The organism is Haliea sp., assembly GCF_041395985.1.
GTDB lineage: Bacteria > Pseudomonadota > Gammaproteobacteria > Pseudomonadales > Halieaceae > Haliea.
This window is the reverse complement of the sequence record NZ_JAWKZJ010000001.1, coordinates 1-16145: the sequence shown is the minus strand read 5'-3', so window position 1 is coordinate 16145 and position 16145 is coordinate 1. Positions and strand designations below refer to the sequence as shown.

16 protein-coding genes are annotated in these 16145 nt (G+C 58.9%); 10 read left to right on the top strand and 6 right to left on the bottom strand.

Annotated elements, in window-relative coordinates; translation table 11 throughout:
* Window positions 1–23: 23 nt before the first annotated feature.
* Genes R3E49_RS00080 through R3E49_RS00065 form a run of 4 tightly spaced genes read left to right on the top strand, consistent with a single transcriptional unit; the run spans window position 24 to window position 4513 of the window.
* Entirely contained in the window at window positions 24–620 is a 597-nt protein-coding gene (locus tag R3E49_RS00080) for a hypothetical protein (RefSeq protein WP_371293190.1), read from the top strand.
* A complete protein-coding gene (locus R3E49_RS00075) occupies window positions 617–1483 on the top strand; it encodes an alpha/beta hydrolase family protein (RefSeq protein ID WP_371293775.1) in 867 nt (288 codons plus the stop codon). The genes R3E49_RS00080 and R3E49_RS00075 overlap by 4 nt, the downstream gene beginning before the upstream one ends.
* The gene (gene kynU / locus R3E49_RS00070) at window positions 1480–2709 is read left to right on the top strand and encodes a kynureninase (protein WP_371293189.1); all 1230 of its coding nucleotides are present in this window, start codon (window positions 1480–1482) and stop codon (window positions 2707–2709) included. The genes R3E49_RS00075 and kynU overlap by 4 nt, the downstream gene beginning before the upstream one ends.
* A 58-nt stretch (window positions 2710–2767) precedes the next feature.
* Window positions 2768–4513, top strand: a complete 1746-nt coding sequence (locus R3E49_RS00065) for a DUF885 family protein (protein WP_371293188.1) — start codon at window positions 2768–2770, stop codon at window positions 4511–4513.
* Between the two features lie 15 nt (window positions 4514–4528).
* Here the strand turns inward: R3E49_RS00065 and R3E49_RS00060 are convergent, their stop codons facing one another.
* Complete coding sequence (locus tag R3E49_RS00060; protein ID WP_371293187.1) at window positions 4529–5242, bottom strand: YebC/PmpR family DNA-binding transcriptional regulator; 714 nt, start codon at window positions 5240–5242, stop codon at window positions 4529–4531.
* Window positions 5243–5401: 159 nt separating this feature from the next.
* Between R3E49_RS00060 and R3E49_RS00055 the strand changes: the two genes are divergently transcribed.
* Genes R3E49_RS00055 through R3E49_RS00045 form a run of 3 tightly spaced genes read left to right on the top strand, consistent with a single transcriptional unit; the run spans window position 5402 to window position 7648 of the window.
* Window positions 5402–6187 carry a hypothetical protein gene (locus tag R3E49_RS00055; RefSeq protein WP_371293186.1) on the top strand — a complete coding sequence of 262 codons (786 nt, stop codon included), beginning with the start codon at window positions 5402–5404 and terminating at the stop codon, window positions 6185–6187.
* 15 nt (window positions 6188–6202) lie between these two features.
* Window positions 6203–7048 (top strand): glutathione-dependent disulfide-bond oxidoreductase, encoded by an 846-nt coding sequence (yghU, locus tag R3E49_RS00050; protein WP_371293185.1) that lies wholly within the window; start codon window positions 6203–6205, stop codon window positions 7046–7048.
* A gap of 51 nt (window positions 7049–7099) precedes the next feature.
* Window positions 7100–7648 (top strand): DUF2058 domain-containing protein, encoded by a 549-nt coding sequence (locus R3E49_RS00045; protein WP_371293184.1) that lies wholly within the window; start codon window positions 7100–7102, stop codon window positions 7646–7648.
* Window positions 7649–7670: 22 nt separating this feature from the next.
* On the opposite strand, the gene R3E49_RS00040 is transcribed toward R3E49_RS00045, so the two are convergent.
* The 4 genes from R3E49_RS00040 to R3E49_RS00025 form a co-directional block, all read right to left on the bottom strand.
* A complete protein-coding gene (locus R3E49_RS00040; RefSeq protein WP_371293183.1) occupies window positions 7671–8282 on the bottom strand; it encodes a DUF4136 domain-containing protein in 612 nt (203 codons plus the stop codon).
* 39 nt (window positions 8283–8321) lie between these two features.
* Complete coding sequence (locus tag R3E49_RS00035) at window positions 8322–9248, bottom strand: nucleotide excision repair endonuclease (RefSeq protein WP_371293182.1); 927 nt, start codon at window positions 9246–9248, stop codon at window positions 8322–8324.
* A gap of 250 nt (window positions 9249–9498) precedes the next feature.
* Window positions 9499–9630 carry a hypothetical protein gene (locus R3E49_RS00030; protein WP_290741867.1) on the bottom strand — a complete coding sequence of 44 codons (132 nt, stop codon included), beginning with the start codon at window positions 9628–9630 and terminating at the stop codon, window positions 9499–9501.
* 132 nt (window positions 9631–9762) lie between these two features.
* Complete coding sequence (locus tag R3E49_RS00025; RefSeq protein WP_371293181.1) at window positions 9763–11031, bottom strand: DUF1302 family protein; 1269 nt, start codon at window positions 11029–11031, stop codon at window positions 9763–9765.
* On the opposite strand from R3E49_RS00025, the gene R3E49_RS00020 reads away from it, so the two are divergent.
* The gene (locus tag R3E49_RS00020; protein WP_371293180.1) at window positions 11022–12542 is read left to right on the top strand and encodes an IS3 family transposase; all 1521 of its coding nucleotides are present in this window, start codon (window positions 11022–11024) and stop codon (window positions 12540–12542) included. The two genes, R3E49_RS00025 and R3E49_RS00020, sit on opposite strands and share 10 nt — an antisense overlap.
* A 225-nt stretch (window positions 12543–12767) precedes the next feature.
* The gene (locus R3E49_RS00015; RefSeq protein ID WP_116369220.1) at window positions 12768–13733 is read left to right on the top strand and encodes an IS30 family transposase; all 966 of its coding nucleotides are present in this window, start codon (window positions 12768–12770) and stop codon (window positions 13731–13733) included.
* Between the two features lie 124 nt (window positions 13734–13857).
* Here R3E49_RS00015 and R3E49_RS00010 read toward each other — a convergent pair whose 3' ends face one another.
* The gene (locus R3E49_RS00010) at window positions 13858–14757 is read right to left on the bottom strand and encodes a helix-turn-helix domain-containing protein (protein WP_371293179.1); all 900 of its coding nucleotides are present in this window, start codon (window positions 14755–14757) and stop codon (window positions 13858–13860) included.
* A 56-nt stretch (window positions 14758–14813) separates the two neighbouring features.
* Here R3E49_RS00010 and R3E49_RS00005 point away from each other — a divergent pair, with 56 nt between their 5' ends.
* On the top strand, window positions 14814–16094 hold the full coding sequence (locus R3E49_RS00005) for a phytanoyl-CoA dioxygenase family protein (protein ID WP_076001341.1): 1281 nt from the start codon (window positions 14814–14816) through the stop codon (window positions 16092–16094).
* Window positions 16095–16145: the final 51 nt, after the last annotated feature.

Here is a 16145-nt window from a genome sequence, read left to right as displayed (position 1 = left end):
TCGACCAAGAGGATTCATCCGCCATGAAAATCATTGTTCCGCTGCTGGCACTGTTGCTGGCTGCCTGTCAGGCCGGCGCGGGTCCCACCACGGTGGCAGGTTCCTGTGACCTGGGAGAGAATCTGCTGGGTAACCCCGGCTTTGCCGCCGACGAGACGAGCGGCTCCCTGCGTCCCTGGTCGGGTTCCCAGCACGCGGGTGAGCGCTCCTTCACCACCGAGGTAAACGACGGCGTGCTGACCATCGAAAAGATTGCGACCCAGCCCTGGTTCAAGTTCAGCCAGGCGCCCCGTGCGCGCGCGCTGCGCGGCGAGCAGTTGCTGTTTCAGGCAGAGTTCAAGCTGGCGCTGGACACCGATGAGGTCATTCATGGCTTCAAGCGCGGCGGTGGTGCGCAGATTCTGATCTGGGGCGATCCCGATCCGGTCATGGGCGGGGACCGTCTCATGCTGGACAGCACGCTGGAGCATGAGCCACACCTCGGGCAGACAGACTGGTTTACGGTGCGTATTCCTGTAAATGTGCCGGCAACCGCGACCCGTATGAATGTGGGTTTCGTGCATCAGGCCAATGGCGTGATGCAGGTACGCAACCCCGGCCTCTATCGTTGCGCACAGTGATCAGGCTGCACCTGTTCCAGGCACTGGCTGCGTTTCTCCCCGGCGTAATGGTCTCAGCCGTGGTGCCGGCGCAATCTGTCGACATGCCGGTGAGCTTCGCCGACGTCCTGTCCGCGGGTGCCGCGCCGCACAGCGCGCAATTTACCTACGGTCCGGCGGCCAGCCAGTACGTCCGCTTCTGGCGTGCGCCGCCTGCCAGCGAGCCGGCGCCGGTTGTTGTACTCGTGCACGGCGGCTGCTGGCTGGAGGCCTATGACGTGGCACACATTGCCCCACTGGCCTCGGCCCTCGCGGCCGAAGGGTTTGCCGTGTGGGCCCCGGAATATCGCCGTGTCGGGGAGGCGGGGGGTGGCTGGCCCGGTAGCGGGGAAGACCTGCTGGCTGCGCTGCGGGCGTTGCAGGCGCAGGCACCGACAGGCGCGGACCTGCAACAGGTGCTGCTGGTCGGGCATTCTGCGGGCGGGCAGCTGGCCCTGTGGGCGACTGCAGCGCTGGAGCGGGCGCCGCTGAACGGGCTTCGTATGCGCGGCGTGCTTGGGCTGGCTGCCATCACTGACCTCGACGCGTACGCCCTGGGCAGCAACAGTTGCCAGCGCGCGACCGGTCCGTTTCTTGGTGGGCTGCCGCAGGAGGTGCCGGCGCAGTATGCGGCGGCCTCGCCACATCGACTGGCACTGCCGCCGGCAACGATGCTCCTGCATGGTGATGCTGACTCCATCGTGCCGCTCGCACAGATGCATGCGATACCGCAGGCCGCTGCGCGCGTCATTGCGGGCGCCGGACATTTCGACCTTGTGCACCCGGGGACAGCGGCGTTTCCGGCCATTGTCCAGGCCTTGCACACGCTGCTGGAACAGCCATGAGAGATCCCGCCGTACTCGATGCCCAGGATGCGCTTGGTTACCTGCGCCAGCGCTTCCAGCTGCCCGACAACACGGTCTACCTGGACGGCAACTCCCTGGGTGTGCTGCCCGCCGCCGTGCCCGCCCGGCTTGAACGGCTGCTGCGCGAGGAGTGGGGTCGCGACCTGATCAGCAGTTGGAATCGCCACGACTGGATCGGCATGCCGATCAGTGTCGGCGAAAAAATCGCTGCGCTGGTCGGAGCCGGCCCCGGTCAGGTCCTGTGTTGCGACAGCATTTCGCTGAACCTGTTCAAGCTGCTCACCACCGCCCTGCAGTTGCGACCTGGCCGTTCGGTGATCCTCAGCCAGCGGGATAACTTCCCCACCGATCTTTACCTTGCCGAGGGCATTAGCGACCTGCTGGGTGACGCGCGCTGCACCCTGCGCAGCGTGCCACTGGAACAGCTGGCGGGCGCGATGAATAGCGAGGTGGCCGTACTGATGCTGACCCAGGTGAACTTCCGCGACGGCAGCCTGCACGATATGCAGGCGCTGACTCGCGCGGCGCATGCGCAGGGCATTCTTGTGCTGTGGGATCTGGCCCACAGCGCAGGTGTGTTGCCGATCCAGCTGGATGCCTGGGAGGTCGACATGGCGGTGGGCTGCGGCTACAAGTTCCTCAACGGCGGGCCGGGTGCCCCCGCGTTCGTCTATCTCGCCGAACGTCACCAGAATCAGGTGTCGCAGCCGCTTTCTGGCTGGTTGGGTCACGCGCAGCCATTTGCTTTCGAGCCGGGCTATCGTCCCGCGCCCGGTATTCGGCGCTATCTTGCTGGCACGCCGGGCATCCTCGGTATGGCCGCTCTGGATACGGCCCTCGACTGCTTCGAGGGTGTGTCCATGGCAGCGTTGCGGGCCAAGTCACTGGCACTGTCCAGCTGCTTCATTGAGGGTATTGAGGAGGACCTTACAGCCGGCGAGCTGTGCCTGCTGACCCCGCGCGATGGTGCTCGCCGTGGCAGCCATGTCGCGCTGTCGCACCCCCATGCCTGGGGTGTATCGCAGGCACTGATTGAAGCCGGGGTGATTGTCGATTTCCGCGAGCCGGATGTGGTGCGCTTCGGCTTTGCGCCGCTGTACAACAGTTTTGCCGATGTGGCCTGCGCGGTGGACCGGCTGCGCCACATCCTGGCCAGCGCGCTGTACCGCGATGCCCGCTTCAGGCAGCGGCCACAGGTGACCTGAATACCCGGAATGCCGTGGGCCTGTTATTCTGGTGCCAACGCTGCTGCTGGAGATTTCCATGTTCCGTCTGTCACTGTATCGAGCCCTGCCGATCGTGTTGGCTCTGCTATCGTCACTCACCCTGGCGGGAGAGCCCCGGGAGCAGTTGCATACACTGTTTGACGACTACTGGGCGCAGGCCACGCAGGAACAGGTGTTTTTTCGTACGGATCCTGATGCCTTCCGTCCGGCGGGAAAGCTGCCTGACCTGAGTCCCGAGGGCCGCGAGCGACGCCGGGAATTCAACGAAGCGATGTTGCAGCGCCTGGCCGCAATCGACACCCGCAGCCTCGACGGCCAGGATGCCATCAGTGCCCGCCTGTTCCGCTATGAGCGCGAGACGGAACGCAACAGCTATCGCTTCCAGGATCACCTGTTTCCGATTACCAGCCTGTTTGGCTACCACAGTTATTTCGCCAATGCGCCGGCGAACATGCCCTTTGCGACGCTTGAGGACTACGAGCAGTATCTGGTCAGCCTGGCGGATTTCCCGCGTTACAATCGCGAGCAGATCGCCGCGCTGCAGGCGGGGGTGGACAGTGGGTTCACACAGCACTGCGGCGCGCTGGGCGGCGTGGAGGAAAGTATTGCGCAGCTGCTGGTGGCGGACCCGCGAGACAGCAGTCTGTACGCCCCGTTTGTCGCCCTGCCGGACGCTGTGCCGGAGAGTGAGCACGCGCGCCTTCGCGAGCGCGGGGAAAGGCTGATTGCCGATTTCGTGCTGCCTGCCTACCGCGAACTGTTGGTTTTCTACCGTGCTACCTACCTGCCCAGCTGCCGCGTGGGCGTCGGCATTGCCTCGATACCGGGAGGCGATGCCTACTACGACTACCTGCTTAATTACTTCACCACCACAGACCTGAGTGCGCGGGAAATCCATGAGATCGGTCTGCGGGAGACGGCGCGTATTCGTGCGGAAATGGCCCGGATTATCGAACGCAGCGGCTTTCAGGGCAGCTTCCGGGCCTTTCTCGACCAGCTGCGCGCCGCCCCCGAATCCTACGCAAAGTCAGCGCAGGAGCTGATGGAGAAAACCGCCCTGATCGCCAAGCGGGCCGACGGTATGATGCCGCGTTTCTTCGGCCATCTGGCGCGTAACACCTACGAAATTCGCAACGCGCCGGGCCGCGGTGCCTACTATGTCAGCGGTCCTGCGGACGGGCGCACCGCCGGCGTCTACTTTATTGACGCCGGCAGCTTTCAGTCGCAGCCACTTTACGCGCTGGAGGCGCTGACCCTGCATGAGGCCGTGCCTGGCCATCATCACCAGTCGGCACTGGCGCTGGAGCTCGACCTGCCGGCATTCCGGCAGCCCCTGTATCACGCTGCGTTCGGCGAGGGCTGGGGTCTGTATGCGGAGAGCCTCGGCAGGGAAATGGGCTTCTATACCGAACCGGCCAGTGATTTCGGGCGCCTCACCTACGAGATCTGGCGCGCCAACCGGCTGGTCATAGACACAGGGTTACACGCTTTTGGTTGGACCCGGCAACAGGCAATTGACTACCTGCTGGAGAACTCGGCACTGACCGAGGCGGAAGTGGTTTCGGAAGTGGACCGTTACATTACCTGGCCCGGGCAGGCCACGGCCTACAAGGTGGGTGAATTGCGCATTCAGGCGCTGCGGCAGCGGGCGCAGGACGCGCTGGGCAGTCGCTTCGACCTGCGTGCCTTTCACGACGTGGTGGTGGGCAATGGTTCGCTGGCCATCGCGATTCTGGAAGACGTTGTGGCGGACTGGATCGAAGCGCAGCGCGCCGCGCAGTAAACCCCGCGGCGGCACTCAGGCGGCGTTGTGGTAAACGTTCTGTACGTCGTCCAGGTAGTTGAGCATATCCAGCAGACGCTCCATGACCTGTGCGTCCTCGCCTTCCAGGGTCACCGATGTCTGGGGCACGAACTGCACCTCGTCGACGTCGAATTCCAGCCCGCTGAAGGCATCCAGTAGCGCCTGGCGTGCTTTGAAATGTTCGGTGTGGGGGACAAACGCACTGATCCGGCCGTCCTCACACTCGATGTCGGTGACGTCCACGTCGGCTTCCATCAGGGCTTCCAGGGCCGCTTCTTCATCGTCGCCGGGAAACACCAGGATCGCGCTGTGGTCGAACAGGTGGCTCACGCTGCCCGGCGTGCCCAGCTTGCACTTGGTTTTGGTGAAGCAGTGGCGCACATCGCCAAAGGTGCGGTTCGGATTGTCGGTCAGGCACTCGACGATCACCATGGTGCCGCCGGGTCCGAAACCCTCGTAGCGCGCCACGGCAAAGTCCTCCCCGCCGCCGCCGGTGGCCTTGTCGATCGCCTTCTCGATAACGTGGGCCGGCACCTGGTCCTTGCGCGCGCGCTCGAGCAGGCTGCGCAGTGCCAGGTTGGCATCGGGGTCGGTGCCGCCGGCCTTGCCGGTCACGTAGATTTCCCGCGCATACTTGCTGTACACGCGGGCCTTGGCGTCCGATGTTTTGGCGATGGAGTCTTTGCGGTTCTGGTAGGCGCGGCCCATGTGCTGGTCCCGATAGTCACAGAGCCGGGCATTATAGGGCCTGCCCCCGGGGGCTTGACAAGGGTCCGGGGGGTGGACGGCGGAAACAGCCGGTTACGGCCCCTTGTGAGCCTGCTAGACTACGGCGGAAGAGAAGACGAACAACGCCGGGAGAACCCCATGAAGTACACATTCACAGCCGCGTTACAGGGCATGGCCTGCCTGTTGTTATTGGCCCTGCAGCAACCGGTATTCGCGCTGGAGAATGCTGTCACCACACCCCTCAAAGTGTTGGTGCGCAGTGAGGACGCCAAGTTTATCGGCAGCAAGGTTGGTGGGTTGCAGGTGCAGGTGCGCGATCTGGCGAGCGGGAAGATCCTGGCCCATGGTCCGCTGCAGGGCGGCACCGGGGACACGGCGGCGCTCATGCAGGAACCGCAACTGCGTGGCCGTTCATCCACTGTGGGCGCTCCTGCGAGCTTTGATGCCGAGCTGGCGCTCGAGCAACCCACGCGGGTGGAAATCGCGGTCACCGGCCCACTGGGTGTCGCGCAAAGTGTGCAGCAGACGGCGCTGAGCCTCTGGTTGCTCCCCGGGGAAGACCGGGCGCAGCGGCCGGTGATTCTGCACATGTCGGGGCTGATTGTGGACCTCGTGGATTATCGGGTGAGCGCGGCTGAGCTGGCCGTGACCACACAGGTGACCATGCTCTGCGGTTGCCCGCTGGACCGTGATGGCCTCTGGCCGGTGAGTGACTTTGCCGTGACGCTGCAGGTGTTGCGTGACGGTGAGCGTGTGGCCCAGCAGACGCTGGAATTTACCGGTGTTGAAAATGAATTTTCCGGTACGGTCCAGCTCCCGGGTAGTGGCGACTTCATCCTGCAGGTCACAGCCTCCCAGCACAGTACCGGCAACGCCGGCGTTTTTCAGCAACCGCTGCGGGTGTTACCCGCAGCGCAGCAATGACAGGAGCAGTAGGGTATGAGTGAGTCAAAAGCATACGTGCCGCCGCAGGTCTGGACTTGGGAGCCGGGTAATGGCGGGCGTTTTGCCAACATCAACCGGCCGATTGCCGGCGCCACACACGACAAGGCACTACCGCGCGGCGAACACCCGCTGCAGCTCTATTCCCTGGCCACTCCCAACGGTATCAAGGTGACCGTGTTGCTGGAGGAGCTGCTGGCGCTGGGCCACTCAGGCGCTGAATACGATGCGTGGGTGATCAACATTCTCGAAGGCGAGCAGTTCAGCTCTGGTTTTGTCGACGTCAACCCGAATTCCAAGATTCCCGCGCTGCTTGATTGCAGCACCAATCCGCCGGCACGGGTGTTCGAATCCGGTGCGATCCTGTTTTACCTCGCGGAGAAATTTGGCGAGTTTCTGCCGCGGGCGGCGGGTCAGCGCGCGGAGTGCCTGTCGTGGCTGTTCTGGCAGATGGGCAGTGTGCCCTACCTCGGCGGCGGGTTCGGCCACTTTTACGCCTACGCGCCCGAAAAGCTTGAGTACCCCATTAATCGCTTTACCATGGAGGTCAAGCGCCAGCTCGATGTGCTGGATCGCAACCTGGCGGAGCGCCGCTTTCTCTGTGGTGAGGACTACACCATAGCCGACATGGCGAACTGGCCCTGGTACGGAGGTCTGGTGCTGGAAACGTTGTACGACGCCCAGGAGTTCCTCGATGTGGGCTCCTATACCCACGTCAACCGCTGGGCCAGAGAGATCGCAGAGCGTCCCGCCGTGCAGCGTGGCCGACGTGTAAACCGTATCTGGGGGCCGGAAGAGGATCATCAGCCGGAGCGGCACTCAGCACAGGACCTGGACCGCTGACGTGTTGCAGTGTCCAGAAATTGCAATTTGCGGCCAGGGAGGTCAGTGCTGATGGCGGGTTCACTACAGGATCAATTGTTGCAGGCCGGTTTGGCAGATACCGCCAAGGCCAAGCGCCTGGCCAAGGACAAGCGCAAGCAGGCGAATGTGGCGCGTCGTGGCGGGCACGACCCGGCAGAGGAGACCCGCGAGGCGGCGCGGCAGGCGCTGGCGAGCAAAGCGGAGCGCGACCGGGAACTGAATGAGGCGCGCAACGCCGAGGCGGCGCGCAAAGCCATCAACGCGCAGATCAGGCAATTGGTTGAGAGTCACAAGCTTCCGCGTGGCAAGGGGGATGTGGGCTTCAACTTCACCGACGGCACCAAGGTCAAGAAGCTGTACGTCACCAGCATGGACCAGAAGCAGCTGGCGGCCGGTAACATCGCCATTGTGAAACAGGGCGACCAGTATGAAATGCTGCCACGCCCTATCGCGGACAAGATTGCCGAGCGCGACGCTGCGCGGGTGATCATCTGCAGCGAAGCGGGTGCTACCGGCCTCAGCTCGGAGGAGCAGGACTGGTACAAGGACTACGAAATCCCTGACGACCTCATGTGGTAGGTCGCCGGGGTCGATTCGGCCCTCAATCCGCGGGCACCGGGCGCGGGGGGAAGTCCGCCAGCAGCTCGGCGGCCACCTCGGAAGCGACGCGGTTCTTGTCGTTGATGGAGAGGTTTTCCTTGAGCCGCCCTTCTGCAATGCCACGCCAGACTATCTTGCTCCTGCGTGCATCAATGATATCGAGTACCACCGTCCCTTCCTTGTAGGTTCTCACGCTGGGTCCGCTGCTATAGCCGAGGCTCACGGCTGAACCGTAGGTGCCAACCCCCACTCCGCCATGCATGCCCGCCGAAGGGTAGCGGCTGAAACTGTCAATCCGCATCTGCTGTTCTTTCGATATGTGGTAATTCACCCAGACATCGGCGCGCTCAGTGGTGCTTTCGCGCAACCCATGGGCTTTCAGCTCGCGGTCGACATAGGTGCGCACGCGCTTGTCCGAGCTGTTGTACTGGCGGTATTCGGCGAGCTCGGACCCGTGTATATCGTCGTACCAGCGATAGCTGCGGAAACTGCTGAAATCGACGTCATCCGCGTAATCGACAGTGAACGAGGGCTGGTTGCTGCAACCGGCGAGTGTGAACAGCAGGGCGGCAACGGCTGCGGCCCACCGGGTGTAGGGTATTGGATGAGGCATGGCCGTGATGTCCTGCGTTGCGAAGAAACTGGCAGGCCATCATAGCCCTGCGGGGTCCACAGTGCCATGCGATGCATCGGGCAGGGGAACGGCGCGGGGTCTGCCATCGGGTCGATAGGCATAGCGCTGCACCTCCGGCTGGCGAAACGCGCGCAGCAGTATCCGGTAGGCGTCCAGGTCAAGGGCGGGCGGGCTCGCGGCCGGTGCACGCCGGGGTAAATGCCGCAGGGATGGAAAAGTCCCGAGGTGGTGCCACTGGTGCACCAGGTGCCAGTCCGTGTGCGATTTCCCCGGTGTGTCCTCCCGGAGCAGGATGGCGTGCTGCCAGGGCCAGGCGGCGAGCTGCGCGGGGGCCAGGGCTGCCAGCAGCCTCTGGTTATGCCTGGTGGCGGTCTCCCGACCCACACAGGCGCCGAGACATTGCCCGAGCTGGTACGCGAAACAGGGGCCGCGCCCCCGGTCCAGCCCGAGCACCCGCTGACACAGGCCGCAGCGCCGCGCGAGGGCGATCAGGTAGTCCTCGGCAGCCCGGCGCTGGCGAAACAGGCCATAGTGGCTGGCGCCCGGGGGCAGACTGTCATCCGCCAGCGCCGTTACCTCGGGTCGCAGGAAGCCCGAACCAGCTGCGGGCAGGCGGGGTACATGCACGGTGACCGGGTGGCGAGCCCTGCGCTGACGCCGGTTGAACAGTGGCATGTCCCGCTTGATCTCGAGGTTCTCCAGCAGCTGGGCGCCAATATCCCCCGCTGTTAACGTGCAGTCGATGCGGCGGGTACTGCGCATCAGGCGTTGGTGGCGGGCCGAGGACTCCGCCTCGCGAGCGTGTTCGCGCAGCCTGCGCGCGATGTGCAGGCTCTTGCCGATGTACAGGGGCGTTGGGCCGTCGCCATACAGGCGATAGACACCGGGGCTGTTCGGCGGCTGGTCGACCAACTGCCCGTTCACGAAATACTCAGACGGGTGCATTGTCCCTTTCGCTGCTGATGGGTGCGCGTTACCGGCCGATCTGCCGGGATGAGCATCCCCTCGGGAAATAATCGAGGTTTTTGCCAGAGAGCCCGACAATGATGGCAGAAGGTGTGATGACTGAAAAAGCCTCAATTCACCCTAGAGGAAAATAGCAGGTCAGTACAAGCCGTGGCCCCGGTAAAACGGCGCGGGTATGGGAAGCGGAAAAGCGTCTGCATCACGCTTGCTAACGGGGAGTCGTCGGGCCTCAGCTGCCTTTGATGATAAACGGCACGTGGCCGCTCGCTTGCTTCTTTTCCCGCTTCGCGGTTTTCTTTTCTTTGGGCGTAAGGGCCGAGGCCTTCTTTGATTCTTTATTGCTGCGCTGATTTCTGGACATGCGGTGCACTCCCGGTCCGACATGGACGCTCGACTCACCATAGGCCTATTGGCCGCCGAAATCCGTTTTATTTTGCGCGCATAGAACGATCTGCAACCCGTTGCAAGCCTGCCGGGTTGATGCGGTACCCCTCTAGAATGTTTGTCTCACCCCCAGCACAACCCGGTCCTGGGCGGAAAACTGACCGAACAACCCGGAGGACGTGCCATCGAACCAGTCCCCGTCGATAAACACGCTCGTGTTGTCGTTGAGGTCGTAGCTCAGGCTGAGCTTGTAGAGATTGTCGTGATCGTCAAAGGAGTGGTACCAGCGAGCTTCGAGGGTGACAGTCTCGTAGGCAAAGTGGCGGCGCAAAAATGCGGTTCCCACGCGGTCTCGCTCAGGTCTTACCAGTGTTAAAGCGGGGTCCTTTACCTCGTCCCAGAGCAACTGCAGGTTGAGAAAAATACCGAATGGTCCATCAATATCAGCTGCGAACCCCGCCGTAAGCTGGTCAGCGCGTATGGACTGCAAGCCAGCATCCGCGTGCGCGTTGAATGTTTTGGAAGGTTGGTAGGCCGCCTCTGCACGTAGCGCAATGGAACCAACTGATGTTTCGGCACTCGCGCCGAACAGTTCGCGCCGCTGGTAGTACTGTTCAATGGACATGTTGGCAGCTTCTCCGGTCACTCGCCCCAGAGGCTCGTGATCATTGCCACTGTAGGCGAGTGCACTGACGTCAATACTGCCGATGCTTCGCGACAGACGAATGCCCAGTGCGCCGTCGTTCGCGGCGTTGCGATTCCGCTCAGTAGAGATGGGGAGAGACGGTGTGCCGTATTCTGCACCGAATCGAAAACGTGGTGCTCGGAGTTCAAACCACGCGCCGGGCTCGGGAGTCTCATGGGAGCTATAGTCTGGAAGCACTGCCGCCTCAATGCGCCAGCTGCCCAAAAAGATATCGAGATAGGCTGACCACAGGCTGATCCGGGAATCCCCGAAGTCGTCGAGGATGAATTCGCGAAAACTTTGCGGATTCAGTACATCCAGCACTTTAATACCATCCAGACGGCCCCAGACAATCTGTTGCTTGCCAAAACGGGCGATCCCCGCAGCGAGTCGTTGTTCCCAGTAGACGTCGCGGAGTTCCAGAGTGCCCACTGAGCCAAGTGTAAGCGGCTCAGAGGCTGGTGCGTAGTTGTCAAACGAAGGTTTACCAGGATCTATCTGCTCCCGCGCATCCAGTCTGAGTCGTGTAGAAAGCACGAAGCTGCCATCTGCAGATGTATTGAACTCAACGCGGGGGGTGCTCTCGAGCTGGAGTTGCATCACGTCGCCGGCATGTTGGTTGCCGTTTAAAACTGACCCAGGGGGGATGCGGACAAAATCTTGGACTACTTTGGAGGTAGTCCATGTACTCATACGAAGAGCGCCTTCGGGCGGTGAAGCTGTATTTGACGCTTGGAAAGCGTTGCAAGGCGACGATTCATCAGTTGGGTTACCCGACCAAAAATGCCTTGAAGGCGTGGCACGACGAATTCGAAAGGCTTGGCGATCTGCAAGCAGGGTACGCTCGCTCAAAGCCGAAGTACTCCGACGAGCAAAGGAACGTGGCGGTTGAGCATTGGGCAAATCATGGGCGCTGCTTCGCCTTCACCCTGAAGGCATTGGGCTACCCCTGTCGACAAAAGCTTACCGCATGGGTCCGCGAGCGATATCCAGAAGCCAGGAAATACGTCGTTGGCAAGGCGGGCAGACCAACGGTTTCATTGTCCTCCAAGCGTGTCGCTATCTACGAGTTGTGTACACGCACAGGCAGTGCACAGGAGATTGCGGACAAGCTGGACGTTGACCGAGTGACGTTGTACAACTGGAAGAACCAGTTACTTGGCCGAGAGGCTCCAGCATCAATGAAACGCGAAAAACCCCCAGCCGCGGCGGATAGGGAGGAGCTGGAGCGAGAAGTCGAAACGCTCCGGCGCGACGTCCGCAATCTGCAGCTTGAACACGACCTCCTCACGAAGGCCAATGACCTCCTAAAAAAGGACCTGGGCGTCGACCTGCAGCTCCTAAGCAACCGGGAGAAGACGATGCTAGTTGACGCCCTGAAAGAAGAATATGGCTTAAGGGGGCTTCTTGACCGGCTTGGCTTGGCACGCAGCTCTTACTTTTATCATCGGTCGCCGATGCGGGTTGCCGACAAGTATGCGGAAGTCCGTTGCATCATAACCGAGATATTCGAAAGCAATCACCGGTCCTACGGTTATCGCCGAATTCAGGCTTCGTTGACCAGGCAGCAGGTGTTCGTCTCGGAGAAGGTCGTGCAGCGCCTCATGAAACAAGAAAGCCTTCACGCGGCAAGGCCCAAGCGACGCAGATATCGTTCTTATATCGGAGAAATAAGTCCTGCTCCAGAGAACATCATCAATCGCGATTTTCATGCCGCAGCACCGAACGAGAAGTGGCTCACGGATATCTCGGAATTTCAGATACCAGCCGGGAAGGTTTACTTATCGCCTATGATCGACTGCTTCGATGGGATGGTCGTAAGCTGGTCGATTGGCACCAGTCCCGATGCAAAGCTTGTGAATAGCATGCTAGATGCGGCCATTGAGACCGTGGCCGACGGAACTGAGAAGCCTATCGTCCATTCTGATCGAGGCGGTGGGTGGCTGTCCCGTGTTGCAAAGGCGAGTCTGATCCAATCCATGTCGCGCAAAGCATGCTCACCAGACAATGCGGCCTGTGAAGGATTCTTCGGAAGGCTAAAGACCGAGATGTTCTATCGGAGGGACTGGCGTTCGACGACCATCGCGCAGTTCATCGAAGCGCTTGATGCCTACATTCGCTGGTACAACGAAAAACGGATAAAGATCTCCCTTGGATATCTCAGTCCTGTCGAGTACCGTGAAGGCTTGGGGTTAGTGACGTAAATCAGTCCAAGAAATTAGCCGCATCCCCGGTGGGTCAATTTTGGGCGGCATTCAACACACTCGTCGCAAGTACCGCTTACCGGTACCTATATTTCTAAAAGAAGAGGAGGCAAATTGGCACGTGGCGTGAATTCAATTTGTAAGTGCAACTCTTGACGAGTTGGTTAGAGGGCAAGCTGCTGTACTATTGAGCTTTCTCTCACCGACCAAAGTTAGAGGAGCACAATGAAATACAAACAGCTTACCCAAGAAGAACGATACCAAATTTCAGCCTTGTTGAAAGCAAATCATGATCGATCCGAGATAGCCATGATATTGGGGCGTAACAAATCGACCATCAGCCGCGAAATTCGGCGCAATACAGGGTTGCGAGGCTATCGCCCGAAACAGGCTCAGCGCTTGGCTGAAGAACGCCGTGTGGCGAAAAGCAAGCCCCGTATTAACAGTGAGACCTGGATCGCTGTCGAGTACCTGCTTACCCTCGATTGGAGCCCAGAACAGATCAGCCTTTGGCTCAAGACATTCTGTAGAGTTTCTATCAGTCATGAATGGATTTACCAGTTTGTCCTCCAGGACAAAGCCAATGGCGGGGACCTTTTTAAACACTTACGCTGCCAGAAACAGCGCCGCAAACGTTATGGCAGTTACAACCGTCGAGGTCAGTTGATCGACCGCGTCAGCATCGATGAGAGACCCGCCGAGGTTGATTTACGTTCCCGTATTGGCGATTGGGAGCTCGACACAATTATTGGCAAAGGCCATCAGCAAGCGATCGTCTCTCTGACTGAGCGTAAATCACGCTTCACGCTGATACAGAAGGTGGAGCGTAAAACAGCACAGCTCGTTTCCAATGCCATTATTAACCTGTTATCTCCATATTCCGAGTCCGTGCTGACGATGACCTCAGATAACGGAAAAGAGTTCGCGAATCACAAAGCAATCGCTAACAAACTCAATGCAGAATTTTACTTTGCTCACCCCTATGCATCATGGGAACGTGGACTGAACGAGAACACCAATGGGCTCATTCGACAGTACTTCCCGAAGGGCAGAGACTTCACAACCATTACCCAGAAGGAAATCAAACAGGCAATGGACAGATTAAACAATCGACCAAGAAAATGTCTTGGCATGAAAACACCGAATCAGGTATTTTTTGGAATCACCCCCCCCGTTGCACTAGCGAGTTGAATCCGCGTGGTTAATCAACCACCACCTCTAGCATAATCTCCTGCAGCTGCCATGACCACGATTCAACTTCTGAATCGAATAGTTACTGGTGGAATACGTCCCCTTAGGTGACGTGGGTGTTAAGCTACGAAACCGGAAGACTTCCACCGATCTGTTTGGAGAGCACTTTTGTTGACGCAAGAAGCTCTTCGTAATATTGCTGAAGATCGTCTGCCGATACTTCGTCTTGCATGACATGCAATGAAATGAGGTACCGAGGTTGTTTTTCAGGCCCAAAAACCGGTGCAATGATATGGCTCACACCGAGGCACTCTCTTGTCGAGAGTTCGTCAGCAGAATAAATTCTTGTTCCTACAATGTCTGCGAGTTGATCAAGCTTCGTGCGAAGAATGTCTTTGGGATTTTCTGCTTGCACAGAGGTCAATAGCTCGCGCAGCTGATTAATTGTCTCATTGACATTGTTTTGTATCCCGTGCACGGCTAGGCCTATTTTGCGAATATCGAACATAACTTTTTTCTGGTGTTTGCCTCGCAGGTTTGGGTCATGCCACCAGGCACTGTTTAACCATCTCTCTATATCTTCATTAGAGCGCCAGGCCATCGCGATTGTGCCATGAGGAGGCTGGAGAGGGACGCTTACGCCTGGAGCAATTCCAAAACTCTGCGTCGAGCCCACTGCCAATATTACTTCTTGGCGATCAGCATTTATTCGAGCCATCGTGCATCCAAAACCAAACTTCGCGTGAAGGCGGGTTAGCTCATCGTTCGCAATACCGAGAAGAGGAAAGCTTCGAGCAACACCGTTTAGCAGGCGCAGTACTCCGAATCCTAATCGGTATGACCGGTCGTCAAGCCGCTCAACATAATTTTGCTCTCGCAAAGTCATCAGGATGAGGGAAAGCGTTGAGGTGCTTAGATTTAGCCGCCTCGCTATTTCCACTGCGCTTAATCCCTCGGGTGTCGTTGCTAGAGTCTCTAGTATTGCAATGACCCTTGACGTAGGTGGCGAAGGCGCTAGACTCATATCTATATTGTTGGAATGTAACTCCTAATATTAGGATAAATAAGAAGGGGTGTCAAATGTTTGGTGAAGTTAAAAGAGATATGAATGTTGGGGACCTTAGTGGGTGGGGTTTAAAGGCTTGGGATTTTGATGAATTTCATCGAGTAGAACTCCCAGCTCGACTGAAATCCGGGGTCAATGACAAAGTGGCTTGGGATTTGGAGGGTGTACCTCCTTTCTCAATTACTCTCCCTGATGGGCGCGCTTATAGTTATGCGCTGGTTCGGGGGTGGGTCAAAATTACACAGGGGATACATGCGGATGCACAGTGTGTGATTGAGATTCAAGAGCGCGCATGGCAAAACTACGTTCATGAGTTGCGGACGACGTCATCATTGATCCTGTCACAAGCCGTGAGCTTTCTACGTGGGAGTATCGACGATTGGCGCACCTGGGCTCCTGCCATTCAGTGTATGTACTCTGGGCGGGAAATCTTTGATCCATCACTACCTCTTCTGTCCATGGACGGTATACCTCTGGACCTGAAAAAGGCCTTCCATTATGGAGATGAACCTGAGGAGATGTCCCACTTCCTTCGAACGGCAGGCTATTTGGTAATCCGAGGAGCTATGGCTCATCGTTACGAGGAAATAGCAATTGAAATAGATCGGATTCGTTCGGAGTCTAGCGAAGGGGAGATATTCTCATGGTGGACTCAGAACCTGGACACAGAGCAACGGTTTCCGTACAGGCTTATGTTTATTTCAGAGCGTTCGTCTCTTATCAGGTCTCTAATGGATGATGACGCTACTGTTCGAGATATTGTTGCCCTTTCGAAGAGAAATCTTGTCCCTCTACATGACCGCGGGCAGGGCGCTATGACGGTGCTGAAGCCCTTCGGTGAGGGAGCGAAGCTGGCGCCGAGTATCGCAGGCAATCTCGGCTGGCACGCTGACTGTGGTCTCGGGGGCTGTAATATCATGTGTCCCTCTATCAATATCGGAATTCATCTAGATGCGGCGGGATCACAAAGCTCTCAGTTGTGGGCGCTCGCAGGCACTCATGGCCGCTCTGTCCACAATACGGCGCTGATGGGGACTGACCACCCGCGTGCGGTCCCCTTAGATACATCACCTGGCGACGTGACCGTCCATTACTCTTGTTTGATGCATGCGGGCCCGCCACCAACTGGCCCCAACCAACGGCGTACGCTTTACTTGCCATTTTACGCCCCGGAAACCCTGCAGCTCCTGGGACGATTCCAAAGCTTTGAGCAAGTTCTTCCAGGATATGGTACCGGGGATATTCCAAGTCTCGATCAAGTCGCCAAAGAGCAAACAACGCATGGTATTAGTTAAGGATGGTCACGGATAGTAAAATTTCTACCAGAAAATTTAGATGCATTGATA

Excerpts from the sequence above, each read along its gene's own strand:
- R3E49_RS00040 (WP_371293183.1), bottom strand. The coding sequence starts at position 8,282 with ATGCCTCATCCAATACCCTACACCCGGTGGGCCGCAGCCGTTGCCGCC.
- R3E49_RS00080 (WP_371293190.1), top strand. The coding sequence starts at position 24 with ATGAAAATCATTGTTCCGCTGCTGGCACTGTTGCTGGCTGCCTGTCAG.
- R3E49_RS00045 (WP_371293184.1), top strand. The coding sequence starts at position 7,100 with ATGGCGGGTTCACTACAGGATCAATTGTTGCAGGCCGGTTTGGCAGAT.
- R3E49_RS00005 (WP_076001341.1), top strand. The coding sequence starts at position 14,814 with ATGTTTGGTGAAGTTAAAAGAGATATGAATGTTGGGGACCTTAGTGGG.
- R3E49_RS00030 (WP_290741867.1), bottom strand. The coding sequence starts at position 9,630 with ATGTCCAGAAATCAGCGCAGCAATAAAGAATCAAAGAAGGCCTCGGCC.
- R3E49_RS00035 (WP_371293182.1), bottom strand. The coding sequence starts at position 9,248 with ATGCACCCGTCTGAGTATTTCGTGAACGGGCAGTTGGTCGACCAGCCG.
- kynU (WP_371293189.1), top strand. The coding sequence starts at position 1,480 with ATGAGAGATCCCGCCGTACTCGATGCCCAGGATGCGCTTGGTTACCTG.
- R3E49_RS00025 (WP_371293181.1), bottom strand. The coding sequence starts at position 11,031 with ATGAGTACATGGACTACCTCCAAAGTAGTCCAAGATTTTGTCCGCATC.
- R3E49_RS00060 (WP_371293187.1), bottom strand. The coding sequence starts at position 5,242 with ATGGGCCGCGCCTACCAGAACCGCAAAGACTCCATCGCCAAAACATCG.
- R3E49_RS00015 (WP_116369220.1), top strand. The coding sequence starts at position 12,768 with ATGAAATACAAACAGCTTACCCAAGAAGAACGATACCAAATTTCAGCC.
- R3E49_RS00065 (WP_371293188.1), top strand. The coding sequence starts at position 2,768 with ATGTTCCGTCTGTCACTGTATCGAGCCCTGCCGATCGTGTTGGCTCTG.
- R3E49_RS00010 (WP_371293179.1), bottom strand. The coding sequence starts at position 14,757 with ATGAGTCTAGCGCCTTCGCCACCTACGTCAAGGGTCATTGCAATACTA.
- R3E49_RS00020 (WP_371293180.1), top strand. The coding sequence starts at position 11,022 with ATGTACTCATACGAAGAGCGCCTTCGGGCGGTGAAGCTGTATTTGACG.
- yghU (WP_371293185.1), top strand. The coding sequence starts at position 6,203 with ATGAGTGAGTCAAAAGCATACGTGCCGCCGCAGGTCTGGACTTGGGAG.
- R3E49_RS00055 (WP_371293186.1), top strand. The coding sequence starts at position 5,402 with ATGAAGTACACATTCACAGCCGCGTTACAGGGCATGGCCTGCCTGTTG.